The organism is Trinickia fusca, from assembly GCF_003628145.1.
In the GTDB taxonomy this organism is placed as follows: domain Bacteria; phylum Pseudomonadota; class Gammaproteobacteria; order Burkholderiales; family Burkholderiaceae; genus Trinickia; species Trinickia fusca.
The window spans coordinates 115,242-139,565 of record NZ_RBZV01000001.1 but is presented as its reverse complement, the minus strand read 5'-3'; the positions used below and the strand labels follow the sequence as shown (position 1 = coordinate 139,565).

General features: G+C 65.3%; 23 protein-coding genes. 5 read left to right on the top strand and 18 right to left on the bottom strand.

Annotation, left to right across the window (positions count from 1 at the left end; translation table 11 throughout):
* The first annotated feature begins 84 nt into the window (after nt 1-84).
* Nucleotides 85-1,293, top strand: a complete 1,209-nt coding sequence (locus tag D7S89_RS00680) for an acyl-CoA dehydrogenase family protein (RefSeq protein WP_121275930.1) — start codon at nt 85-87, stop codon at nt 1,291-1,293.
* Between the two features lie 10 nt (nt 1,294-1,303).
* Nucleotides 1,304-2,446 (top strand): acyl-CoA dehydrogenase family protein, encoded by a 1,143-nt coding sequence (locus D7S89_RS00675; RefSeq protein ID WP_121274818.1) that lies wholly within the window; start codon nt 1,304-1,306, stop codon nt 2,444-2,446.
* Nucleotides 2,447-2,494: 48 nt separating this feature from the next.
* On the opposite strand, the gene D7S89_RS00670 is transcribed toward D7S89_RS00675, so the two are convergent.
* Nucleotides 2,495-3,577, bottom strand: coding sequence for a DMT family transporter (locus D7S89_RS00670; protein ID WP_121274817.1), 1,083 nt, complete (start codon nt 3,575-3,577; stop codon nt 2,495-2,497).
* Nucleotides 3,578-3,661: 84 nt separating this feature from the next.
* A complete protein-coding gene (locus D7S89_RS00665; RefSeq protein ID WP_121274816.1) occupies nt 3,662-4,150 on the bottom strand; it encodes an Lrp/AsnC ligand binding domain-containing protein in 489 nt (162 codons plus the stop codon).
* Between the two features lie 101 nt (nt 4,151-4,251).
* Between D7S89_RS00665 and D7S89_RS00660 the strand changes: the two genes are divergently transcribed.
* Nucleotides 4,252-5,538, top strand: a complete 1,287-nt coding sequence (locus D7S89_RS00660; RefSeq protein ID WP_121274815.1) for a D-amino acid dehydrogenase — start codon at nt 4,252-4,254, stop codon at nt 5,536-5,538.
* A gap of 141 nt (nt 5,539-5,679) precedes the next feature.
* Here the strand turns inward: D7S89_RS00660 and D7S89_RS00655 are convergent, their stop codons facing one another.
* The 5 genes from D7S89_RS00655 to D7S89_RS00635 form a co-directional block, all read right to left on the bottom strand.
* Nucleotides 5,680-7,470 carry an acyl-CoA dehydrogenase gene (locus D7S89_RS00655; protein ID WP_121274814.1) on the bottom strand — a complete coding sequence of 597 codons (1,791 nt, stop codon included), beginning with the start codon at nt 7,468-7,470 and terminating at the stop codon, nt 5,680-5,682.
* 88 nt (nt 7,471-7,558) lie between these two features.
* Entirely contained in the window at nt 7,559-8,494 is a 936-nt protein-coding gene (locus D7S89_RS00650; protein WP_121274813.1) for an electron transfer flavoprotein subunit alpha/FixB family protein, read from the bottom strand.
* Between the two features lie 15 nt (nt 8,495-8,509).
* On the bottom strand, nt 8,510-9,259 hold the full coding sequence (locus D7S89_RS00645; protein ID WP_121274812.1) for an electron transfer flavoprotein subunit beta/FixA family protein: 750 nt from the start codon (nt 9,257-9,259) through the stop codon (nt 8,510-8,512).
* 236 nt (nt 9,260-9,495) lie between these two features.
* Nucleotides 9,496-10,149, bottom strand: a complete 654-nt coding sequence (locus D7S89_RS00640) for a methionine ABC transporter permease (protein WP_121274811.1) — start codon at nt 10,147-10,149, stop codon at nt 9,496-9,498.
* Nucleotides 10,142-11,173 (bottom strand): methionine ABC transporter ATP-binding protein, encoded by a 1,032-nt coding sequence (locus tag D7S89_RS00635; protein WP_121274810.1) that lies wholly within the window; start codon nt 11,171-11,173, stop codon nt 10,142-10,144. The genes D7S89_RS00640 and D7S89_RS00635 overlap by 8 nt, the downstream gene beginning before the upstream one ends.
* A 314-nt stretch (nt 11,174-11,487) precedes the next feature.
* Between D7S89_RS00635 and D7S89_RS00630 the strand changes: the two genes are divergently transcribed.
* Nucleotides 11,488-12,321, top strand: a complete 834-nt coding sequence (locus D7S89_RS00630) for an alpha/beta hydrolase (protein ID WP_121275929.1) — start codon at nt 11,488-11,490, stop codon at nt 12,319-12,321.
* 24 nt (nt 12,322-12,345) lie between these two features.
* On the opposite strand, the gene D7S89_RS00625 is transcribed toward D7S89_RS00630, so the two are convergent.
* Entirely contained in the window at nt 12,346-13,119 is a 774-nt protein-coding gene (locus D7S89_RS00625) for an enoyl-CoA hydratase (protein WP_425470727.1), read from the bottom strand.
* A 105-nt stretch (nt 13,120-13,224) separates the two neighbouring features.
* On the bottom strand, nt 13,225-14,148 hold the full coding sequence (locus D7S89_RS00620) for a histone deacetylase family protein (protein WP_121275927.1): 924 nt from the start codon (nt 14,146-14,148) through the stop codon (nt 13,225-13,227).
* A 240-nt stretch (nt 14,149-14,388) separates the two neighbouring features.
* Here D7S89_RS00620 and mltB point away from each other — a divergent pair, with 240 nt between their 5' ends.
* A complete protein-coding gene (gene mltB / locus D7S89_RS00615; RefSeq protein WP_121274808.1) occupies nt 14,389-15,780 on the top strand; it encodes a lytic murein transglycosylase B in 1,392 nt (463 codons plus the stop codon).
* A gap of 80 nt (nt 15,781-15,860) precedes the next feature.
* Here mltB and D7S89_RS00610 read toward each other — a convergent pair whose 3' ends face one another.
* The 9 genes from D7S89_RS00610 to D7S89_RS00570 all read right to left on the bottom strand — a co-directional run bounded on the left by D7S89_RS00610 (nt 15,861) and on the right by D7S89_RS00570 (nt 24,323).
* Nucleotides 15,861-16,889, bottom strand: coding sequence for a hypothetical protein (locus tag D7S89_RS00610; protein ID WP_147426574.1), 1,029 nt, complete (start codon nt 16,887-16,889; stop codon nt 15,861-15,863).
* 174 nt (nt 16,890-17,063) lie between these two features.
* Nucleotides 17,064-17,966 (bottom strand): cysteine synthase CysM, encoded by a 903-nt coding sequence (cysM, locus tag D7S89_RS00605; protein ID WP_121274806.1) that lies wholly within the window; start codon nt 17,964-17,966, stop codon nt 17,064-17,066.
* Nucleotides 17,967-18,193: 227 nt separating this feature from the next.
* On the bottom strand, nt 18,194-18,541 hold the full coding sequence (locus tag D7S89_RS00600; RefSeq protein WP_121274805.1) for a ComEA family DNA-binding protein: 348 nt from the start codon (nt 18,539-18,541) through the stop codon (nt 18,194-18,196).
* 73 nt (nt 18,542-18,614) lie between these two features.
* Nucleotides 18,615-19,607, bottom strand: a complete 993-nt coding sequence (rfaD, locus tag D7S89_RS00595; protein ID WP_121274804.1) for an ADP-glyceromanno-heptose 6-epimerase — start codon at nt 19,605-19,607, stop codon at nt 18,615-18,617.
* Between the two features lie 65 nt (nt 19,608-19,672).
* The gene (rfaE1, locus tag D7S89_RS00590) at nt 19,673-20,707 is read right to left on the bottom strand and encodes a D-glycero-beta-D-manno-heptose-7-phosphate kinase (protein ID WP_245982568.1); all 1,035 of its coding nucleotides are present in this window, start codon (nt 20,705-20,707) and stop codon (nt 19,673-19,675) included.
* Nucleotides 20,670-22,076, bottom strand: coding sequence for a UDP-glucose dehydrogenase family protein (locus D7S89_RS00585; protein ID WP_121274803.1), 1,407 nt, complete (start codon nt 22,074-22,076; stop codon nt 20,670-20,672). Before D7S89_RS00585 ends, rfaE1 begins: the two co-directional genes overlap by 38 nt.
* Nucleotides 22,077-22,227: 151 nt before the next feature.
* Nucleotides 22,228-23,403, bottom strand: coding sequence for a lipopolysaccharide assembly protein LapB (gene lapB, locus D7S89_RS00580; RefSeq protein WP_121274802.1), 1,176 nt, complete (start codon nt 23,401-23,403; stop codon nt 22,228-22,230).
* A gap of 49 nt (nt 23,404-23,452) precedes the next feature.
* Nucleotides 23,453-23,743 (bottom strand): LapA family protein, encoded by a 291-nt coding sequence (locus D7S89_RS00575; protein ID WP_121274801.1) that lies wholly within the window; start codon nt 23,741-23,743, stop codon nt 23,453-23,455.
* Between the two features lie 256 nt (nt 23,744-23,999).
* Entirely contained in the window at nt 24,000-24,323 is a 324-nt protein-coding gene (locus D7S89_RS00570; RefSeq protein ID WP_121274800.1) for an integration host factor subunit beta, read from the bottom strand.
* Between the last annotated feature and the right edge of the window lies 1 nt (nt 24,324).

The window sequence follows — 24,324 nt, the reverse complement described above, 5'->3', positions numbered from 1 at the left end:
ACCCGCATGGGTGCCCGGCGCGCATCACGGATGGGCGCGTCGGGTGCCCTCGTGCAACGTCCCGATCAAGAACGAGGTGACGCGATGGACTTGAATTTCACCGCGCAGGAGCAGGCATTCCGTGAGGAGGTGCGGCATTTTCTCGATGGCGAGTTGCCGCTGCGCATCGCCGACAAGGTCAAGCACGGCCGACGCCTCACGCGTGAGGACATGGCGCACTGGCACGCGATCCTGAACACACGTGGCTGGCTCGCGAGCCACTGGCCGCGTGAATACGGCGGCACGGGATGGAACCCGATCGAACGCTTCATCTTCGACAACGAGTGCGCGCTGGCCGGCGCACCGCGCATCGTGCCGTTCGGCGTGAACATGCTGGGACCCGTGCTGATCAAGTACGGCAGCGAAGCACAAAAGCGCCACTGGCTGCCGCGCATTCTCGACGGCTCCGACTGGTGGTGCCAGGGCTACTCCGAACCCGGCGCGGGCTCCGATTTGGCCTCGGTGAAGACGAGCGCCGTGCGCGCAATCGATCGCGACGGCAAGCACTACATCGTCAACGGACAGAAGACGTGGACCACGCTCGGCCACTACGCGAACATGATCTTCTGCCTCGTGCGCACGGCCACCGACGTGCGCAAGCAGGAAGGCATCAGCTTCTTGCTGATCGACATGACGACGCCCGGTATCGAAGTACGCCCGATCGTCACGCTCGATGGCGAGCATGAGATCAACGAAGTGTTCTTCACGGACGTGCGCGTCCCGGTCGAGAATCTGGTCGGCGAAGAGAACAAGGGCTGGACGTATGCGAAGTATCTGCTGACGTACGAGCGCACGAACATCGCGGGCGTGGGCTTTTCGGTCGCGGCGCTCGAGCGGCTCGAATGCGTAGCGGTATCGGTGCTGAGCCACGGCCGTCCGCTGATCGAAGATCCGCTGTTCTCGGCCCGTCTAGCGCGCGTCGCGATCGAACTCGAAAACATGAAGACGACGAACCTGCGCACGCTCGCGGCCGTCGCGGGCGGTGGCGCACCCGGCACGCAGAGCTCGATGCTGAAGATTCGCGGCACCGAAATCCGTCAGGAACTGGCCGCGCTGATGCGGCGCGCGATGGGCCCCTACGCGCAGCCGTTCGTCGATGCCGCGTTCGACGAGGACTACGACGGTCGATCGATCGGCCCGGCCGACGCGGCCGACGCCGCCAAGAGCGACTTCAATCACTACAAGCTGTCGATCTTCGGCGGCTCGAACGAAATCCAGAAGAACATCATCGCGAAAGCGATGCTGGGACTGTGAGGGCGCCACGATGAACTTCGATCTGACCGAAGAGCAGCGCATGCTCGCCGCCACGCTGACACGCTTCATCGCCGAGCAATATAGCTTCGCCACGCGCAGCAGCAGCGCGTGCTCGCCCGAAGGCATGAGTCGTGCGCTTTGGCGGCGCTTCGGTGAGCTTGGTGCGATCGGCGCGTTGTTCGATCCTGCCGATGGCGGCTTCGGCGGCACCGGCGATGACATCGCCGTCGTGTTCGAGTGTCTGGGCCGCGGGCTCGTCGTCGAGCCGTTCTTCGGCGCGCTCGTGGCGGGGCGTGCGATCGCGCGCGCGGGCAGCACTGCTCAACGCACTTGGCTCGCCCGGCTCATCGATGGCGAGGCCGTCATGGCACTCGCACACGGCGAGCCCGAATCGCGCTACGAGCTGGCCCGCGTCGCCACACGCGCCACGCGCACCAGCGACGGCTGGCGACTCGACGGCGCCAAAGCGGTCGTGATCGGCGCCGAACAAGCCGACGCCCTCGTGGTCTCGGCGCGCACACAAGGTGCGCTCGACGATGAAGACGGCATCTCGCTGTTTCTCGTGCCGCGCGACACGCCGGGCTTCACGCTGACCGGCTATGCGCTGATCGACGGCGGACGCGGTGCCGACCTGACGCTCACGGGCGTGACGCTCCCACCCGACGCTCTGTTGGGCGCCGAAGGCGAAGGCTTCGCGACGCTCGAGTCCGCGTTGGGCGGCGGGCTGCTCGCCTTGTCGGCCGAAGCGCTGGGTGCGATGGAGACGGCCTTCGCGGCCACGCTCGACTATCTGCGTACGCGTCGCCAGTTCGGCGTGCCGATCGGCAGCTTCCAGGCGCTGCAACATCGCATGGCCGATCTGGCCATCGAGCTCGAACAGGCGCGCTCGGCCGTCATCAATGCGCAAGCCGCGCTCGATGGCCCACGCCTTGCGCGTGAGCGCGCGCTGTCGGCGGCCAAGTACACGATAGGCCGCACGGGTGGGCACCTCGCGCGCGAAGCCGTGCAGTTGCACGGCGGCATCGGCATGACGTGGGAACTGCCGCTGTCGCACTACGCCAAGCGCCTCGTGATGATCGACCACCAGCTCGGCGACGAAGACCATCACCTCGCCCGCTACATCGCACTCGGACGCGCGGCGCCGCACGCATAGCGGCGAAACGCTCGATGCGTGCACCTGCGCGCATCGAGCAAGCGGTATTCAGTGCCGATGCCGGTGATGAATGTCGGGGAAATGCGCGTGGGTATGCGTGATCGGCTCGTGCCGATGCGGATGCGCATGCGGCTCGCTGCCGTCCCAGGCGAAATCGTGCTCGTGTTGATGATGAGCGTCGTGCCGATGGCGATGGCTGTGCTCGAGCGCCTCGTGCGTATGCTCGTGCTCGTGACGCTCGCGCAGGTGCAGCCAGATCCCGAGTGCCATCAGCACGGCCGCGATCCAGAACGAAGCCGGTGGCACGGCCGGCCATAGCGCCAACGACAGCACGACGCCGAACAGTGGTGCGACCGAGAAATACGCGCCGGTCCGCGCGGTACCGAGATTGCGCAGCGCGACGACGAACAGGACGAGGCTCACGCCGTAGCCGGCGAAGCCGGTCACCATGGCAGCGGCCACGCTTGCCGCATGCGGCAGCCGCGCGCCCGCCGCGAGCCCGATGGCGAGATTGACCGAACCGGCGACGAGCCCTTTCACGCACGCGATGACGGTCGCATCGTTGGTCGACACCTTGCGCGTCAAGTTATTGTCGACGGCCCACGACGCGCAGGCGGCGATCACGAGCAAGGCGCCGAGCGGCACGCCGGCCGCACCGGGCTGCCACGACAGGGCGACGCCCCCCGCGACGATCGCGACCATGCCGAGGAACACCTGCCAGTCGACGTTCTCGCGAAACACGACCCACGCGATAACGGCCGTGAAGACGCCCTCGAGATTGAGCAGCAGCGAAGTGACGGTGGCCGGCGTCGTCGTCAGGCCGAACATCAGGAAGGCGGGCCCGGCCACACCACCGGCCGCGATCGCACCCGCGAGCCACGGCAGCTCCCGCGCCGGAATGCGACGCGCCTCGCGTGCCTGAGCGCGCGCTTGCGGCGATTGTGTTGAACGCGAGAGGCTCTGCACGAGCATCGTCACGGCGAGCCCGATCCCGCTGCCGAGATAGAACAGGCCGGCCAGCACGAACGGCGACAGCGTGCCGAGCAACGCCTTGGCAAGCGGCGTGGTGGCGCCGAACAACGCGGCGGCGAGGAGTGCCGTCAAAGCGGCGGAGTGGATGCGATGGGTCATGCGAAAGAAAGATACGGCGAGGAAATGCGGCGAGCGTAGGCGGGACGGTATGCGGCGTCAACCGTGCACGATGGACCTCGGGCCTCACTCGCCGACGTTGATCTGCAGCGTCTCTTTGATCTCTTCCATGACGACGTAGCTCTTGGACTGCACGGCGCCCGGCAATTGCAGCAGGATGTCGCCGAGGAGCTTGCGGTAGTCGGCCATCTCGCCGATACGCGCTTTGATCAGGTAATCGAAGTCGCCTGACACGAGGTGGCACTCGAGCACTTCGGGAATCTTCTGCACCTCGCGCCGGAACTGCTCGAACATGTTGCCGCTCTTCTGGCCCAGCGTGATCTCGACGAACACGAGCAGCGCGGCGCCAAGCTGGGCCGGATCGAGGTGAGCATGGTAACCGGTGATCACGCGGTCGCGCTCCATGCGCTTGACGCGCTCGATACACGGCGTCACCGTCAATCCGACGCGCTCCGCGAGATCCTTCATCGCGATGCGTCCGTCCTCCTGCAGCAGCTTCAGGATCTTGTGATCGAGTTTGTCAAGCTTGCGGACAGGCTGTCGTTCCGTTCTCATTGTATTTCTACCAAAAACCGGAAAAGTACAGAAACAAAAACTGCCTTCGTAGCAATAGTATAGCGGCGATAACTGGATCGGCCGGTTTTTTTGGAGTTGCTATGCGAGTCATCGTTCTGGGCAGCGGCGTCGTTGGCGTGACGACTGCGTACTATCTGGCGCGTGAGGGTCACGAAGTCACCGTGATCGACCGCGAAGCCAGCCCTGCGCTCGAGACGAGCTTTGCGAACGCCGGCCAGATCTCACCGGGCTACGCCGCGCCGTGGGCCGCACCGGGCGTGCCGCTGAAGGCCGTCAAATGGATGTTCCAGAAGCATGCGCCGCTCGCGATCCGTCTCGACGGTACCGCGTTCCAGCTGCGCTGGATGTGGCAGATGCTGCAGAACTGCACGGCCGATCGCTACGCCGTCAACAAAGGCCGCATGGTGCGCCTGGCCGAGTACAGCCGTGACTGTCTGCAAGCGCTGCGCGCCGAAACCGGCATTCAATACGAAGGCCGCACGGGCGGCACGCTGCAAGTGTTCCGCACGCAACAGCAGCTCGACGGAGCACAAAAGGACATCGCCGTCCTCAAGGACGCAAACGTGCCGTTCGAGCTGCTCGGCCCCGACGAGCTCTCGCGGGCCGAGCCGGCGCTCGCGGCCGTCTCGGGCAAGCTCACGGGCGGGCTGCGCCTGCCTGGCGACGAAACGGGCGACTGCCAGCTGTTCACGACGCGCCTGGCCGCGCTCGCCGAAACGCTCGGCGTGAAGTTCCGCTTCCATACGCAGATCGACGCGCTCGAGATGGCCGGTGACCGCATCGTCGGCGTGCGCTGCGCCAATGAAACGCTGCGCGCCGACACCTACGTCGTCGCACTGGGCTCGTACTCGACGCATCTGCTCTCGGGCATCGTGAAGATTCCGGTCTACCCGCTCAAGGGCTACTCGATCACGGCGCCGATCGTCAACGCGGACGCCGCGCCCGTGTCGACGGTGCTCGACGAAACCTACAAGATCGCGATCACGCGCTTCGACGATCGCATCCGCGTCGGCGGCATGGCCGAGATCGTCGGCTACGACAAGAAGCTGCGTCAGGCGCGCCGCGAAACGCTCGAGCTGTGCGTGAACGACCTGTTCCCGGGCGGTGGCGACACGTCGCGCGCCTCGTTCTGGACGGGGCTGCGTCCGATGACGCCCGACGGCACGCCTGTCGTGGGCCGCACGCCGGTCTCGAACCTGTACCTGAACACGGGTCATGGCACGCTCGGCTGGACGATGTCGTGCGGTTCGGGCCAGCTGCTGGCCGACCTGATCTCGGGCAAGCGCCCGGCGATCCAGGCAGACGACCTGTCCGTGCACCGCTACCTCGGCGATACCGGCAACAGCCCGCGCCCTGTCTACGCGTAACGGCTCACGCTTACCGAAGCAGCCGACACTGCCCGTAGCAAGACAAAAGGCGCCCAACCGGGCGCCTTTTGCGTTTATGGCCAGCGGGGCAACGAATGCCGCCCGCCCCTTCGCGCGAGCGGGTCCGGCCCCGATCAGCAATCAGAACTGATCTTCGCTGAGTGCGAGCACACCCTCGCCGCCCTTGCAGCTGCGAATCGCCACTTCGAGCGCCGCCGCTTGCGGCAGCACTTGCTCGGCATAGAAGCGTGCCGTCGCGAGCTTGGCGCCGTAGAACGCCGGATCGCTCGCTTGCTCGCGCGCCGCGACGAGCATCGCACGCGCCATCTGCCAGCCGCACAGCACGATGCCCGCGAGCTTCAGGTACGGCACGCTGCCGGCAAAGACGGCGTTCGGATCCTGCTTCGCGTTGGCGAGCACGAAGTCGACGACGTTGGCCAGCGCTTGCTGTCCATGAGCCAGTTGCTCACGCATCACCGCGAACGCCACATCGTCTTGCGCAGCCAGTTCCTGGATCGTCTCGCCGACACGCGCGATCAGCTTCCTGGCCACCGCGCCGCCGTCGCGCAGCGTCTTGCGGCCGACGAGGTCGTTCGCCTGGATGGCCGTCGTGCCTTCGTAGATCGGCAGAATGCGCGCGTCGCGGTAGTACTGCGCGGCGCCCGTTTCTTCGATGAAGCCCATGCCGCCGTGCACTTGCACGCCGAGGCTCGCCACGTCGATCGACAGCTCGGTGCTCCAGCCCTTCACGACCGGCACGAGATATTCGTAGATGGCCTGATGCTCGTCGCGCACCGCAGCATCGGCATGGCGATGCGCGATGTCGCTATGCGCGGCGGCCACGTAGGCGAGCGCACGGGCGCCTTCGGTCAGCGCGCGCATCGTCGAGAGCATACGACGGACGTCGGGGTGGTGAATGATCGACACGGCGTTCTTGGCCGAACCGTCGACGGGCCGGCTCTGCACACGCTCCTTCGCATACGCGACGGCCTTCTGATAGGCACGATCGGCGACGGCGACGCCCTGCATGCCGACCGCGAAGCGCGCGGCGTTCATCATGATGAACATGTACTCGAGGCCGCGGTTCGCTTCGCCGATGAGATAGCCGATGGCGCCGCCGTGGTCGCCGAATTGCAGCACGGCCGTCGGGCTCGCCTTGATGCCGAGCTTGTGCTCGATCGACACGCAATGCACGTCGTTGCGCGCGCCGAGCGAGTCATCATCGTTGACGAGGAACTTGGGCACGATGAACAGCGAGATGCCCTTGACGCCTTCGGGCGCGTCGGGCGTGCGTGCCAGCACGAGATGGACGATGTTCTTCGCCATGTCGTGCTCGCCCCACGTGATGAAGATCTTCGTGCCGAACACGCGATAGGTGCCGTCACCCTGCGGCTCGGCGCGCGTCCTGACGAGCGCGAGATCCGAGCCGGCCTGCGGCTCGGTCAGATTCATCGTGCCGGTCCACTCGCCCGAGATCAGCTTGGGCACATAGCGCTGCTTTTGTTCTTCGGTGCCGGCCGTCAACAGCGCCTCGATGGCGCCGTCGGTCAGCAGCGGACACAGCGCAAACGACAGGTTCGCCGCGTTGAGCATCTCGACGCACGGCGTCGCGATCAGCTTCGGCAGACCTTGTCCTTCGTAATCGGTGGGATGCTGCACGCCTTGCCAACCGCCTTCGGCGAACTGGCGGAAGGCGTCCTTGAAGCCGGGCGCAGCCGTGACGGCGCCGTCCTTCCATACGCTCGGATTGCGATCGCCTTCGACGTTCAACGGCGCCAGCACCTCGCCGCAGAGCTTCGCCGACTCGTCGAGAACGGCTGCCGCCGTCTCCACCGTGGCATCTTCGAAGCCCGGCAATGCCGCGACTTCGGGCAGGCCGGCCAACTCTTTCATCACGAACAGCATGTCCTTGATGGGCGCGGTGTAGCTCATCGTGTTCTCCTCCGAGGATATGAAAAAGGGGCGCGTCGTGCGCCCCTTCGTTTGCGGTCAGGCGCCTTCCCTACCGGCGCATGTGCGTTCAGCCGAGCTCGTTCACGAGCTCCGGCACGACCGTGAACAGATCGCCGACGAGGCCGTAGTCGGCCACGCTGAAGATCGGTGCTTCGGGATCTTTGTTGATCGCCACGATCACCTTCGAGTCCTTCATGCCGGCCAAGTGCTGGATCGCACCCGAGATCCCCACCGCCACGTACAGCTGCGGCGCGACGATCTTGCCGGTCTGGCCCACTTGGTAGTCGTTCGGCACGTAGCCCGCATCGACCGCCGCGCGCGAAGCGCCCAGCGCCGCACCGAGCTTGTCCGCCAGCGGCTCGAGCACCTTCGTATAGTTCTCGCCGCTGCCCAGGCCGCGGCCACCCGACACGATGATCGACGCCGAGGTCAGTTCCGGGCGATCGAGCTTCGTCACTTCGCGGTTCACGAACTGCGAGATGCCGCGGTCAGCCGCTGCTTCGATTTTCTCCACCGCTGCGCTGCCGCCTTCGGCCGCCACCGCGTCGAAGCCCGTTGCACGGACCGTGATCACCTTGAGCGCGTCGCTCGATTGCACCGTCGCGATCGCGTTGCCCGCGTAGATCGGGCGCTCGAACGTGTCGGCCGACACCACTGCGGTGATTTCGCTGATCTGCGCCACGTCGAGCTTGGCCGCGATACGCGGGGCCACGTTCTTGCCGTAGGCCGTGGCCGGCGCGACGATGTGCGAGTAGTCCTTCGCCACGTTCAGCACCGTGGCTTCCACGTTCTCGGCCAGCCCCTCGGCGAGCTGCGGCGCATCGGCCAGCAGCACCTTCGAGACGCCTGCAATCTTTGCTGCCGCGTCTGCCGCGCCTTGCGCGTTGTGACCCGCCACCAGCACGTGGATGTCGCCGCCGATCTTCTGCGCAGCAGCCACCGTGTTCAGCGTGGCGCCCTTGATCGACGCGTTGTCGTGTTCGGCAATTACCAGAATCGTCATCTTTCTCGCTCCCTCTTACAACACCTTGGCTTCGGTCTTGAGCTTCTCGACCAGCGTCTTCACGTCGGGCACCATCACGCCCGCGCTGCGCTTCGGCGGCTCGGCCACCTTCAAGGTCTTCAGGCGTGCAGTCACGTCCACGCCAAGGTCTTCGGGCTTGATCGTCTCGAGCGGCTTCTTCTTCGCCTTCATGATGTTGGGCAGCGTCACGTAACGCGGCTCGTTCAGGCGCAGATCCGTCGTCACCACGGCCGGCAGCGTCAACGTCAGCGTTTCCGCGCCGCCGTCCACTTCACGCGCGACCGTAGCCTTGCCGTCGGCGACCGTCACCTTCGACGCGAACGTCGCCTGCGGCAGGTTCGCCAGGGCCGCCAGCATCTGGCCCGTCTGGTTCGAATCGTCGTCGATCGCCTGCTTGCCCAGGATCACCAGCTGCGGCTGCTCCTTGTCCACCAGCGCCTTGAGCAGCTTGGCCACGGCCAGCGGCTGCAGATCCTCGTTCGATTCGATGAGGATCGCGCGGTCCGCGCCGATCGCCAGCGCCGTGCGCAGCGTCTCCTGCGCTTGCGCCACGCCCGCCGACACCGCGATCACTTCGGTCGCCACGCCGGCTTCCTTCAGGCGCACGGCTTCCTCGACCGCGATCTCGTCGAACGGGTTCATCGACATCTTCACATTCGCAATGTCGACGCCCGTACCGTCCGACTTCACTCGGACTTTGACGTTGTAGTCGACCACGCGCTTGACTGGCACCAAAATTTTCATGCACACGCTCCAAAGTTACGAATACGTCAACCCAGCGGCCATTATAACGACAGCCAATACGGCAACCGCACTGGGCCTAGGATGTCCAAGGGTTTCCCCTTTGACGGCGCGCTTTAGATAACGAACGATCGTTTTATTTTAATGACAAAGAATCCCGGACGCCAAGTCCGGGTTTTCGATCAATGCCTCTAGGTCTAGGACTTGTCGTGCGCGCCGTTCAACAAGTCCCGCCCTGTTCACCGGTGGCTGAGCCGCCGCACGAGCCAGTCGCCGAACGACTGCACGAGCTGCACGAACACGATCAGGATCACGACGACGGTCAGCATGACCTCCGGCAGGAAGCGCTGATAGCCATAGCGGATGCCGAGATCGCCGAGCCCGCCGCCGCCGATCGCGCCGGCCATCGCCGAGTAGCCGACCAGCGACACGAACGTGATCGTGAGGCCCGCCAGGACGCCGGGCAGCGCTTCGGGCAGCAGCACCTTGAACACGATCTGGCTCGTCGTCGCGCCGAGCGCCTGAGCCGTCTCGATGAGGCCGCGATCGACCTCGCGCAGCGCCGTCTCGACGAGCCGCGCGATGAACGGTGCGGCGGCGATCGTCAGCGGCACGATCGCCGCGGCCGTCCCGATCGACGTGCCGACGACGAGCCGGGTGAACGGAATCACGGCCACGAGCAGGATGATGAACGGCACCGAGCGCACGGCATTGACGATCGCGCCCATGACGCGGTTCGCCGTCACGTTCTCGAGCACACCGCCGCGTTCGGTCAGGAAAATCAGCACGCCGAGCGGCAGCCCCGCGAGTGCGCCGAGCACGCCCGAGACGATCACCATCTCGAGTGTTTCCCAGAACGACTGGACGAACATCGAGGTCATTTCATCAAACATGCGACAACTCCTCTACCACCACGCCTTGTTCGCGCAGGAAGGCCAGCGCGGCGTCGAGCTGCTCGGGCTCGCCGTCGGCCAGCACGGCCAGCGAGCCGAACGCGCGGCCTTGAATTTCGTCGACCTGCCCGTGCAGGATGTTGAAGTCGAGCGCGTAGCGCCGGATCGTCTCGGACAGGACCGGCTTGTCGACGCTCGCCCCCGCGAACGCAAGCCGCAGCAGTTGGCCGGCGCCCGTCTCGAGATGTGCGGCCACGCGCGTCTTCACGGCGCTCGGCAGCTCGTGCGCAATGACGTCGCCGAGCAGCGCGCGCGTCACGTCATGACGCGGCTGCAGGAACACGTCGACCACGCGGCCCTCTTCCACGACGCGGCCCGCATCGAGCACGGCCACGCGGTCGCACACCTGTTTGATGACCTCCATCTGATGCGTGATCATGACGATCGTGAGGCCGAGTTCGCGGTTGATGCGCTTGAGCAAATCGAGGATCGCGCGCGTCGTCTCGGGATCGAGCGCCGACGTCGCCTCGTCCGATAGCAGCACCTTCGGTTTGTTCGCGAGTGCGCGGGCGATGCCGACGCGCTGCTTCTGCCCGCCGCTGATCTGCGCGGGATAGCGGTCCTTGTGCGCGGCGAGGCCCACGAGATCGAGCAGCGGCAGCACCACCGCGTCGATCGCGGCGCGCTTCATGCCGGCGAGCTCGAGCGGCAGCGCGACGTTCTCGAACACCGTGCGCGAGTTGAGCAGGTTGAAGTGCTGGAAGATCATGCCGATCTCGCGGCGCGCCTCGCGCAATTGCGCGCTTGTCAGCGTATTGAGCACGCGAGCGCCGACCACGACCTCGCCGGCGCTCGGGCGCTGAAGCAGATTGATCGTGCGCACGAGCGTGCTCTTGCCCGCGCCGCTGCGCCCGATGATGCCGAAGATCTCGCCCGAAGGAATCGTCAGATTGATGTCGTGCAGCGCCTGGACCCAGCCCTCGGGGCCGCGAAAACGCTGCGAAATGTTGCGTAGTTCGATCATGAGAAAAACAAAACGGCGACACCGTCGAAAGTGCGTCTCGCGTTTCGACAGTTGGCCGCCGTTGCTCGTTTGGAATGGTGCGATTTTACCGCGCCGCACATATGAGCTTTAATAATTAATCGACAAGTTCAAATAACGAAAGGAAATTAGAGGCCGGTGCCGCCTGTGAAGCCGTGCAGCGCGCGCCGCGCACACTATCATCCTTGCCACCGTAGCCCTTCCCCCTTCGCAAAGGACCTGTCATGGCAAGCGTCGAGACGACCTCCGCGCACGCGGCATCCGGCATGGATGCGCGCCCCCCGCAAGCGAGCACCGTGCAGACCGACGACGGTGTGAGGCTCGCGCTGTACCGCTGGCCAGTCGATGGCGCGCGCGCCGTACGCGCCACCGTCGCGCTCGTGCACGGTCTGGCCGAGCATGCCGGCCGTTATGCGGCCCTCGCCGAACGGCTGAACGCGGCCGGCATCGAGCTCGTCGCCGTCGATCTGCGCGGCCATGGCCGCTCACCCGGCGAACGCACGTGGGTCACGCGCTTCGACGACTATCTGCTCGACGGCGAAGCATTGCTGGGCGCCGCGGCCCGCCCAGGCACGCCGCTGTTTCTGATGGGACACAGTATGGGCGGCACGGTCGCCACGCTGTTCGCGATCGAGCGGCTTGCGCGCTTTGCGGAGCGCACGCGCGCGCTGTCCGGCCTGATCCTGTCGAGTCCCGCGCTGGCACCCGGGCACGACGTGCCGCGCTGGAAGATCGCGGCAGGCAGCTTCATGAGCCGTGTCTGGCCGCGCTTTCCGGCCATGAAGATCGATGCCGGGTTGCTTTCGCGCGATCGCGCGGTCGTCGACGCGAACCGCGCCGATCCGCTCGTGCATCACGGCAACGTGCCAGCTCGCACGGGCGCCGAGATTCTCGCCGCGATGGCACGCATCGAGAACGGCCGCGCAACGCTCGCGTTACCGGTCCTCGTCTATCACGGCACCGAGGACAAGCTGACCGAACCCGACGGTAGCCGAGACTTCGCCGCGCAGGTGGGCTCGCCCGATTGCACGTTGACGATTTACGAAGGCAGCTATCACGAGACGATGAACGATCTCGATCGCGACCAAGTCATCGCGTGGCTGATCGACTGGATCGCCGCGCACCCGTAACCGTCGCCGTCACGCCGAGCCGCCTCATGCGCGCCAGTTCGGCGCGCGCTTGTCGACGAACGCCTGCATGCCCTCCTGGGCGGCCTCGTCCATCGCGTTGCAGGCAATCGTCTGCCCAGCCAGCTGATAAGCGGCTTCGATGCCCATCTCGAGCTGGCGGTAAAACAGCGTCTTGCCGGCCCGAACGGCGCTAGCAGGCTTTGCGCAGATACTGGCAGCGAGCGAATGCACTTCGGCGTCGAGCGCGTCCGCCGGCACCATCCGGTTGATGAGACCCAGTTCGCGCGCTTTGGCCGCATCGATGAACTCGCCCGTCAGCAGCATCTCGAGCGCGGCCTTGCGCGAGATGTTGCGCGACAGCGGCACGGCCGGCGTCGCACAGAACAGGCCGAAGTTGATGCCCGAGACGGCAAAGCGCGCCGTATCGGCAGCCACGGCCAAATCGCACATCGCCACGAGCTGACAGCCGGCCGCGGTCGCCATGCCCTGCACGCGCGCGATGACGGGCTGCGGCATGCGCTGGATCGTCATCATCAGCGCCGAGCAGCGCGCAAAGAGCGCCTGGTAGTACTCGAGCGACGGACTCGTGCGCATCTCCTTCAAGTCGTGCCCCGCACAGAACGCCCGCCCGTCCGCCGCGATGACGGCCACCCGAGCCTCGGTTCGCGCGATATCGGCCAGCGTGGCCTGCAATCGCTCCAGCAGCGCCTCCGACAACGCATTGAAGGCCTCAGGCCGGCTCAACGTCACGCATACGGCACCGGGCAGCCCATAGGCATCGCGCTCGATGCGCAACATGTCTCCATCGGACGATGCCGATGCGGACGACGAAAGCGTAGTCGAATTCATGGTGGCGCCTCTCTTTTTCGCGAACGCCGGCAGGTCATGCCTGCCCGGCGCCGCTCAAATGCCTGCGAGCGCGCGCAGGTGCGCGACGACGCTGCGTCCGAGCGCCGACAAGTTGTAACCGCCTTCGAGGCAGCTGACGATGCGTCCGCGCGCATGGCGCTCGGCGATCTGGCGGATCTGCTCGGTAATCCAGGCGTAGTCGTTCTCGACGAGTCCCATGTTGCCGAGATCGTCTTCCCGATGCGCATCGAAGCCGGCCGACACGAAGATCATCTCGGGCTTGAACGCATCGAGGCGCGGCAGCCAGATCATGTCGATGGCTTCGCGCACGGCCGTCCCATTCGTGCGGGCGGGCAGCGGCAGATTCACCATGTTCGCGGCCTGGTTCTCGGCGCCGCTGAACGGGTAGAACGGATGCTGGAAGAAGCTGCACATGAGCACGCGCTCGTCGCCGGCGAACGCCGCTTCGGTCCCGTTGCCGTGGTGCACGTCGAAGTCGACGATCGCCACGCGCGCCAGAGCGTGCACTTCGAGCGCATGCCGCGCCGCGATCGCCACGTTGTTGAAGAAGCAAAAGCCCATCGCGCGGGCGGGTTCGGCATGATGGCCAGGTGGGCGAATGCTGCAAAACGCGTTCTCGTAGCGGCCTTCGATGACGGCATCGGTCGCCGCCACCGCCGCGCCGGCCGCGCGCAGCGCCGCCTGCCACGTATGCGGATTCATTGCCGTGTCCGGGTCGAGCCACGTGTGGCCCTCGCCGGGCGCCTGACGCTGTACGTAGTCGATGTGCGCGCGCGTGTGCACGCGCGCGATCTCGGCCACGTCGGCAAGCGGCGCCTGCTCGCGCTGAAGGAACGACTCGATGCGGCTCGCGATCAACTGGTCTTCGATCGCCTGCAAGCGCTCCGGGCACTCGGGATGCCCCGGGCCCATCTCGTGCAGCAGGCAATCGGGATGTGAGTAAAAAGCAGTCGCCATGATCGTTCGCTTGCCGCCACGCGGCACATCTCCTTGTTATCGGCTCAGGCTCGAAATCGGGACACGTTACCACAGGCCGCATGCGCTGCTCGCGCGAGCCATGCCCGTACGCCGCCTCCTGTCTCTTTTCTCCCCTGCCAGCAACGGCCCCGTTTCGCGGCCGACGCCCCTTCGTTATACTGCGCCGAACCCTGGTGTCATGCTTGCGCAGGGCACGTCCGCCGTCTTTTTACGTTCGCCATGACCGTCAATCTCGCCTCACCCGCAGCCAAGCCGCTGCGCCTTGCCGTGCTCGTCGCCGCCGTCTGCTCGAGTCTGGCCGTCGCCAGCTGGCCGAGCCTTGCACAGGCGCAGAAGGCGCCCGCCAAGCGCTCCACCCTGCACGTCGCGCAACAAAGCCCTTCGGCGTCTCCTTCGAGCGGCCAGACCTTCGAAGAAGAAATCGTGCCGCAGCGCTATGCGAACAACCCCAATGTCGACGCGTTCATCGACGACATGGCCGCCCGCTACGACTTCGACCCCGCCGCGCTGCGCACCATGTTTGCGGGCGTCAATTACTCGGCGACGGTCGTCAAGCTCGTCACGCCCGCTCCCACGCCGTCGATCAAGAACTGGCATGTCTATCAAGCGCGCTTTCTCGACCCGGTGCGCATCAACGCGGGCGTGAAGTTCTGGCATGACAATCAGGCCACGCTGCAGCGCGCTTACGAACAATTCGGCGTGCCGCCCGAAGTCATCGTCGGCATCATCGGCGTCGAGACGATTTACGGCCGCTACATGGGCAACTTCCGCGTGCTCGATGCGCTGACGACGCTCGCGTTCGACTACCCGAACACACCCAATCGCGCCGAGCGCGAGATCACGTTCCGCAAGAACCTCGAGGACTATCTCGTGTGGACGCGCGACGCGCAGCTGGATCCCACCAGCGTGCTCGGCTCGTACACGGGTGCGGTCGGCATCCCGCAGTTCCTGCCGAGCAGCATCATGAAGTACGCGGTCGACTACGAGGGCAACAAGCACATCGATCTGCGCAAGAGCCCGGCCGACGCCATTGGCAGCGTCGCCAACTATCTGAAGGAAAACGGCTGGGAAACGGGGCGCCCGGTCGTGTGGAAAATCGCACGGGACGCCGGCAGCATCGGCATCGCGCAAGCGGCCGCGGACGGCCAGCCCGAACCGCATTGGCCGCTCGAGCAAATGCTGCGGGCCGGCATGACGCTCGACGAGCCGGGCCTCGACACGACGGCCGAAGCCGCCACGCCCGTCGCCGTCGTCGATCTGCCGACGCCCGCACAACCGACCGAGTACATGCTGGGCCTGCAAAACTTCTACGTGCTCACGCGCTACAACCGCAGCTTCTTCTACGCGCTCGCGGTCTATCAGCTCGGCGAACGCGTGAAGGCACACATGGGCGCCGACGTCGTGACAGCCGGCTCGAACGCGGCCGCGAACAGCGCGCCGGCACCTGTGCTCGCACCCGCTTCCTCATCCCCGGCTGTACTGCCCGCCCCTGCGATGGCGCCCGCTCCTGCCGCTGCCCCGGCGCCTGCGCCTGCGGCTGCACCTACACCCGCGCCGGCTCCGGCTTTCGCACCAGCCCCGGCTACGGCTCCCGCACCGGCTTCGTACTGAGCCCGCACCGCGGCCCCCGCGCAATGTCCGCGCCGGGGCCGCTCATGCTTGAAGGCTTCAAGACCGGATCAACACCGGAATCAGAACGTCAGACTCGCGCTCGTTGGCGCGACGTTCACGCCATAGTTGCACGCGGGCGCATCGCTCGGCATGAGACCACTCGACTGCCACGGCACCTGCGTGTTCTGCTTGTTGACGTCTTGCACCAAGACGTCCGTGAAGTCGACGAAGCCATTGCTTGGATAGTGATCGCATGAGCTCACGCCATAGACCTCCACGACGCCCGCCATCACCCAGTCAAAGGTTTGGCCATAGCTGCTCGACTGCTTGAGCAGCGTGCGTTGCGTGTTGTTGTTGTCGGTCGTGACGATGTCCCACGTCGAGCATACCGAGCCGGCCGCGCAATCGCCGCGGATCGCGCCGACGATCTGGTCGCCGGTCGACACACTGACCGGGTTGCTATGATCGGCATTGCCGCCCATGCAGCAGTTCCAGCTCGCGATCGTCCAAGCCGAATCGTTGAAGCCATTCCAGCCGAGCACCGGTTGGAGGATCGTCTGGACGTTTTCGGCATCCTCGAGGCCCGGGAAGAAATAGAGCACCTGACCCACGTTGGTGGCCGGCCCCGATGGCACCAGCCACTTGGCGCTGATGCCGCCGTACGGCGCGCTGTTGGTATACCAGCTCGCTTCGAGCCAGCCGTTGACGTCCGGCGCCTTCGCGGACCGGCTTTGCATCATCGGATGCGACGGCAGCGCATTGCCCTCGAGCCGCACACCGTCTTTCGTGTAGTGCGGATAGCGGCAAGCCGAGGCGCGCGTGACACTGCCGTCAGCCTCCTTGACGCTGCCGTCGGCCTGCAGCACGCTGCGTTCGCCGATCGTGCGCACACACGACGCATGGAAATAGCCGAACGGCGTGACGACATAGCCGAACGGCACGTTAGCCGGCGCGTGCTTCGCCATAGTCGGCGAGCTTGTGGCGGTCAGCCCGCCTGTGCTGCTCGCGGTATCGGCCGCGTGGGCCATGGCCGCACCGAACAACGAGACGATGAAGATAAAAAAGCCGCCCAAGGCGGCCATCGACGACCCCAAACGCTGAGCTCTCATAGTGCCTCCGGTTGAAACGACAGATTGCGCCGGGCCTTGTAGGGCCCAGCCCCTAACCGAGACAACTATAGGTAGCGAAATGGAGAGGAGTACCTATTACTTCCAGTAGGTTGGCGGAATCGCCCGCCGCGTGCTGCGTTTTTGGCAGCACGCGACGAACGGAAAACAGAAAGGTCAGGCCGGGAAGACGCCCGTCGACAGATAGCGGTCACCACGATCGCAGACGATGAACACGATCGTCGCATTCTCGACCTGCCGTGCGACGCGCAGCGCGACCTCGCAGGCCCCGCCCGACGAGATGCCGCAGAAGATGCCTTCGACGGAGGCGAGGCGTCGCGCCATCGCCTCCGCTGCCGCCTGCGAGACGTTCTCGGTGCGGTCCACGCGCGAGCGGTCGAAGATCTTCGGCAGATAAGCCTCGGGCCACTTACGGATACCGGGAATGCGCGAACCTTCCTCGGGCTGCGCGCCGATGATCTCGATCGAGCTCGACTGCTCCTTCAGATACTGCGACACGCCCATGATCGTGCCCGTCGTGCCCATCGACGAGACGAAGTGCGTGATGCGCCCTTCCGTGTCGCGCCAGATCTCGGGGCCCGTGCCCTCGTAGTGCGCCAGCGGATTGTCGAGGTTCGCGAATTGATCGAGGATGACGCCCTTGCCCTCGCGCTGCATTTGATCGGCCAGATCGCGCGCGTACTCCATGCCGCCCTTCACGGGCGTCAGCAGAATCTCTGCGCCGTAGGCGGCCATGCTCTGCCGGCGTTCGACCGACAGATCCTCGGGCATGATCAGGATCATCTTGTAGCCGCGAACCGCCGCGGCCATCGCAAGCGCGATACCGGTGTTGCCGCTCGTCGCCTCGATCAGCGTATCGCCGGGCTTGATGCGTCCGCGCGCTTCGGCCTTCCTGATCATCGACAACGCCGGGCGGTCTTTCACGGAGCCGGCCGGATTGTTGCCTTCGAGCTTGGCGAGGATCACGTTGTTGCGGCTGCGGATTTCGTCGTCCGGCACACGGACGAGCTGCACGAGCGGAGTATTGCCGATCGTATCTTCGATGGTCTTATAGGACATGGACGTTGCGCCTTGCGCGCTTTATGCGTGAACGGTGACAGGATTGGCACGATTGTAAAACACCGCATGATTGCGCGCCGAAACCGCCCTCGCCGGGCGCCGCGCATGCAAAAAACCCGCGGCAGGAACCGCGGGAAGCCGTCATTGAACTGACGGCTGAAGGAGCCATGGATCCGAGGCAAATGGACGGCTCGAGCGGCACGCGCACCGTACGCGTGCCGCACCGATCAACGCTTTACCGCCACTGTGGCGCGGTTCTTCTGCGCACCTGTTGTGCGAGGCGCTTGCGTGGCTCGTGCGGCGGGCACCGCGTCGACCACGCCGATCGCCAGCCCCTCGGCTTGCAGACGCTCGACGGTCTGCCCACCGAGACCTTTGACGCGCTGCCCGAGATCGGCTGCATCCTTGAATGGCCCGTGCGCGCCGCGCTCGTCGACGATGGCTTTGGCTTTGGCGGGGCCGATACCCTTGATGCCGCGCAGCGCGGCTTCATCGGCGGAATTGACGTCGACGGCGGCAAAGGCCTGACCGATGGCAGCAACGAGCGCCGCCGCGGCGAGAAATCGTTTGAGCATGGGATCTCCGTTGAAGATGGCGGCCGGCAAGCACCGGCCGCGAGATCCCAGTGTAGGGAGCGCTGCTGGTGGCTTACAGCTGGCCGGACAGCCAACGCACGTAGCGATCGACGCCCTCTTGCACCGTCAGGAACGGCGCGTCGTAGCCGGCTGCGCGCAGGCGCGTGGGGTCGGCCTGCGTGAAGCACTGGTACTTGCCGCGCAGCGCATCGGGGAACGGCACATACTCGATGAGCCCGCGCTGTACGAGCTCGGCCAACGACAGCGGCGCTTGCCCCTCGAGCGCGCGCAGCGTGTTGACGACGCTCGAGGCGATGTCGTTGAACGGCTGCGCACGACCTGTGCCGAGATTGAAGATGCCCGACTTCTCGGGATGATCGAAGAAGAACAGATTCACCTTCGCGACGTCTTCGACCGACACGAAATCGCGCGTCTGCTCGCCTGCCGCATAGCCGTTGTATTCGCCGAACAGCTTGACCTTGCCCTCGGCGCGGAACTGGTTGAAGTTATGGAACGCGACCGAGGCCATGCGACCTTTATGGCCTTCGCGCGGCCCGTACACGTTGAAGTACCGGAAGCCGACGATCTGGCTCTTGGCCGTCGGCAGCACGCGGCGAATCAACTGGTCGAACAGGAACTTCGAGTAGCCGTACACGTTGAGCGGCGCTTCCACTTCACGGTCCTCGACGAAGCGCGTCGAGCCACCGTAGATCGCCGCCGACGACGCGTACAGGAACTGCGTCCCTTGCGCGAGACACGCATCGAGCACCGCACGGCTGTAGCGGAAGTTGTTGTCCATCATGTAGCGGCCGTCGGTTTCCATCGTGTCCGAGCAGGCGCCTTCATGGAACACCGCGCGCACCTTGCCGAAGTCGCCGCGCGCAAAGCGTTCGACGAACTCGGTCTTGTCGAGATAGTCGTCGATCTCGCAATCGACGAGGTTCTTGAATTTGTCGGCCCGCGTCAGATTGTCGACGGCGACGATGCGTGCTTCACCGCGGTCGTTGAGTGCCTTGACGATGTTGCTGCCGATAAAACCGGCCGCGCCGGTGACGATGATGGTCATGGTCGTGGTAACTGGTGAATGTAAGATGGCTGCTTGACGAGGGCCGCGTGTCCGTACCGGCCGCTTCAGCGCACGCCTGAAAAGAGTTCGTCATAGTCGACGGTGGCCGTGCCGAGCTTGCCGACGACGATGCCCGCGGCACGGTTCGCCAGCGCGACCGCATCGACGAGCGAGAGCCGTGCGCCGAGCATGACCGCGAGCGTCGCGATGACGGTGTCGCCGGCACCCGATACGTCGTACACTTCGCGCGCCAACGCAGGCGTGTGCAGGGCTTCGCCGTCGGCCGTGAACAGCGTCATCCCCTCTTCCGAGCGCGTGAGCAGCAGCGAATCGATTTCGAGCGACGCACGCAGCGCGGACACGCGTGCGAACAAGTCTTCTTCGGATTTCCACTGCCCCACCACTTCGCGCAGCTCGGCGCGATTCGGCGTGATCAGTGTCGCACCGCGATAGCGCTCCCAGTCGTCGCCTTTCGGATCGACGAGCACCGGTTTGCCCGCGGCGCGCGCCTTCTCGATCATGCGCGTGACGTGCGTGAGGCCGCCCTTCGCGTAGTCCGACATCAGGATCACGTCGTGTTCGGCCAGCAGCGCGTCGAAACGCGCGAGGCCGGCCAACAGCACCTCGTGCGCGGGCGTCTTCTCGAAATCGACGCGCAGCAACTGCTGCTGACGCGACAGCACACGCAGCTTGATCGTCGTCGGCAGTTCGGGGTCGCGTTCGAGATGCTGCGCGACGCCGCTGTCCTGGAGCAGTTCGACGATGCGCTCACCGGGTTCGTCGCCACCGACCACGCATAGCAAGCCGGCCTGCGCGCCGAGCGCCGCCGCGTTGCGCGCCACGTTGGCCGCGCCGCCGAGGCGGTCTTCCTGTCGCTGCACGTGCACGACGGGCACCGGCGCTTCCGGCGAAATGCGGTTGACGTCGCCGAACCAGTAGCGATCGAGCATGACGTCGCCGACGACGAGCACACGGGCGGCGGCCAGCCGCTCGCGCGGCACCACGGGCACATCGGCGCCCGGATTGGCGCTCGGCCCGCGAAGCACGCTACCCACGGCGGCGTCAGGCACGTTCATCGGCTGAGGAATCGATTTGGACATGAGGACGCCCGATCGCGTAGTAATCGATGCCCAGTTCGGCCATCGCTTGTGGTTCGTAGAGATTGCGGCCATCGAAGATGACGGGCGATTTCAGCGCGGCCTTGATGGACACGAAGTCGGGGCTCTTGAATTCCTTCCACTCGGTCAGGATCACGAGCGCGTCGGCACCGGCCAGCGCCTCTTCCTGCGTCGTCACGAACGACACGCGAGTGAGCGCATCGGGCGTCTCTTTCAGATCGAGCGCAAGCACGCGTCGCGCTTCGTCGAGCGCCACCGGATCATAGGCGCGCACGTGCGCGCCGCGTGCGAGCAGCGCCGCGATCACGCGCCGGCTCGACGCCTCGCGCATGTCGTCGGTATTCGGCTTGAACGACAGGCCCCAGACCGCGAACGTGCGCCCGCTCAGGTCCTGGCCCAGCGAGCGCTCGATCTTGCGCACGAGCACTTCCTTCTGCTCGTGGTTCACGTCCTCGACGGCCTCGAGAATGCGCAGACGATGACCGTTCTCGCTGGCCGTGCGCACGAGCGCCTGCACGTCCTTCGGGAAGCACGAGCCGCCATAGCCGACGCCCGCATAGAGAAAGTGATAGCCGATACGCGGATCGGAGCCGATGCCGCGACGCACGGCCTCGATATCGGCACCGACGCGGTCGGCCAGATTCGACATCTCGTTCATGAACGAGATGCGCGTGGCCAACATCGCGTTGGCCGCGTACTTCGTGAATTCGGCCGAGCGCACGTCCATGTACAGCGTACGCTCGTGATTGCGATTGAACGGCGCGTAAAGGCGCTTCATCTTCTCGCGTGCCAGCAGCCCGGCTTCGTCGTCGTCGTTGCCGATCACGATGCGGTCCGGCCGCATGAAATCGTCGACAGCCGCGCCTTCCTTGAGGAATTCGGGGTTCGACACGACCGAGAAGCTGTGCTGCGCGCTATTGCCGAAGCCGCGCGCCGCGAGTTCGTCGGCGACGACGGCACGCACGCGCTCGGCCGTGCCGACCGGCACCGTCGACTTGTCGACGATCACCTTGAAGCCGTTCATATAGCGGCCGATGTTGCGTGACGCTTCGAGCACGTACTGCAAATCGGCCGAGCCGTCCTCGTCAGGCGGCGTACCGACGGCAATGAACTGGATCTCGCCGTGCTCGACGCTCGCCTTCACGTCGGTCGAGAACGTGATGCGGCCGTGGGCGCGCAAGCGCGCGATCATCTCTTGCAAGCCCGGTTCGTGAATCGGCACACCGCCATTGTTCAGGATGTCGATCTTGCGCTGATCGACATCGAGACAAAAGACGTCATGGCCGATTTCGGCAAGGCAGGCACCCGTGACAAGGCCGACGTAGCCCGTGCCGATAATGGTGATTTTCATACGCGTTCCGGTGGTTGATGCCGGCCATCCATGACGGCCACTAATCGGTGGCGGCCGAACCGTCCGGCACCCTGCTCCGGCGCCGGCGGCCTGCTCGCCGCGTCAATCGTATTGGGCGAGGCGCACGTTGCCACGCGCCTCACGGTCGAGGTCAACTTTGCGCCGCCATCGCCTCGACACGGCGTGGCGCATAAGTCTCCCAGCCACTGCAGCCAGGACACTGCCAATAAAACAGGCGCGCCCTGAAGCCGCAATTCTGGCATGTGTATCGTGGCAAATTTTTGGTGCGCTGCTTGATCAGCGTGCGCATGAGGTCGAGCTCGGTGCGCCGCGGCTCCTCGGCCGTGGCCATCTGCGCTTCGATCAGCCGCGTCATGCCGGCCAGATTCGGTGCGCGCTGCATTTGCGCGCGGGCCAACCCATGCGCGGCCTCGGCACCGGAGAGTTCGGCGACGTGCGGATAGGCCAGCTCGAGCAGATCGTTGGAGCCATAGCGCTCGACGTATTCGGTCAACCGCGCGGCGCCGTCGGCGGCACGCCCGAGCGCCGCATAGCCCTTCATCAGCTTCTCGGCCACGAGCGGCAGATAAGCGGGATTCTGACCTTCCACGCGCAACCATGCCTCGATCGCTTGCGCGTGATGGCCGGCCGCTTGCTCGACGTCGCCGGCCAAAATCGTCGCCCGAACGTTCTGAGCATTGGCTTGCAACGCGAGCTTCAATTGCTCGGCGGCCTCGGCCGTCTGTTTGCGTTGCAGCGCTTCCTGGGCAAGCTCGCAATGAAACTGCGCGATCTCCTTCGCGAGCGAATCGGTGCCCATCGTCTCGAGCCGGCGCGCCGCACCGATTGCCTTGATCCAATCCTTCTCGATCTCGTAGATCGTCAGCAGCGCACGCTGCGCGTCGCTCGCGTACTCGCCCGCCTCGAGCTTCATCAGCGCGTCTTCGGCGCGGTCGAGCAAGCCCGCCTTGAGGAAGTCCTGCCCCAGTTCGAACAGCGCGTGATCGCGCTCGTTCTCGGGTAGATCGGGACGTCCGAGCAGATTCTGGTGGATGCGAATCGCGCGGTCCGTCTCACCGCGCCGGCGAAACAGGTTGCCGAGCGCGAAATGCAGTTCGATCGTGTCGGGATCGAGTTTGACGACCTCGATAAACGCGTCGATCGCCTGGTCAGGCTGCTCGTTCAACAGGAAATTGAGGCCGCGGAAGTACGACCGCGGCAAATTGGCGCTCTCTGACAGCAGCGTCTTCAGGTCATAGCGTGCCGCCGCCCACCCGAGCGCGAACGCCAGGGGAATAACGAGCAGCCACCAGAAATCGAGATCCATGCGAAGGTCGTGAATGCGAAAGAAAGGCAGGTTGGCGCGTGTGCAGCGCTCAGACGATCGGGGGCATCGGCGGCTCGACCGTCACGGCCGGCGTCTCGCGAGCCGTGCGCAAGTCACGCCGCAAGCGCCCGTTCTCGAGCTTCAGCCGAACGAGCGACGGCAATGCCGAGACGAGGCCCGCCAGCAAGCCTACGCCGAAGAACGCGAGGCCGATCAGAATCAGCGGCGCTTGCCAGGGATGAGTGAGCAAGTTCAGCGTGGCGCTATGCATATTGTCGAGCGCCAGCACGAGCAACAGCACGAACACGAGCACGCGGATCAACCAGACGATGAATTTCATAGAAGGTCTCTTGACTGCGACGGCAGCGGCTCACGTACGCCGCCGGTTCAGAAGTGCCCCGTATTGTAAAGGAAGCCCTCGCAGGCAGGCGCGCCGGTGGGATATCGACAACGATGGCCAAGTCAACAGACATAAAAAAAGCGCCCGAAGGCGCTTTTTCGATCGTTGCCGGCCCGGCTGTCGGAAGTCGGCGGCAATCCGCACAGGTCGTGGACCCTACGTGCCCGAGGGAGCCTAGCCCTCCCCCAGGCGACGCTCACAGATTGTCGTCCGCCTCCGCAAGCTTCAGCGGCTCGCCTGCCCTGCCATCCACCCGCTCGCGCAACTCCTTGCCGGGTTTGAAGTGCGGCACGTGCTTCTCGGGCACCAGCACTTTTTCCCCCGACTTCGGATTACGCCCCACGCGGGACGGACGGCGGTTCAGACCGAAACTACCGAAGCCACGAATTTCGATGCGATGACCTTTGGCAAGCGCCTCCGACATCGCATCGAGCATCGTCTTCACCGCGAAATCCGCATCCTTGAGGACAAGTTGCGGAAATCGCGCTGCCAACTGGGCGACCAATTCCGATTTGGTCATA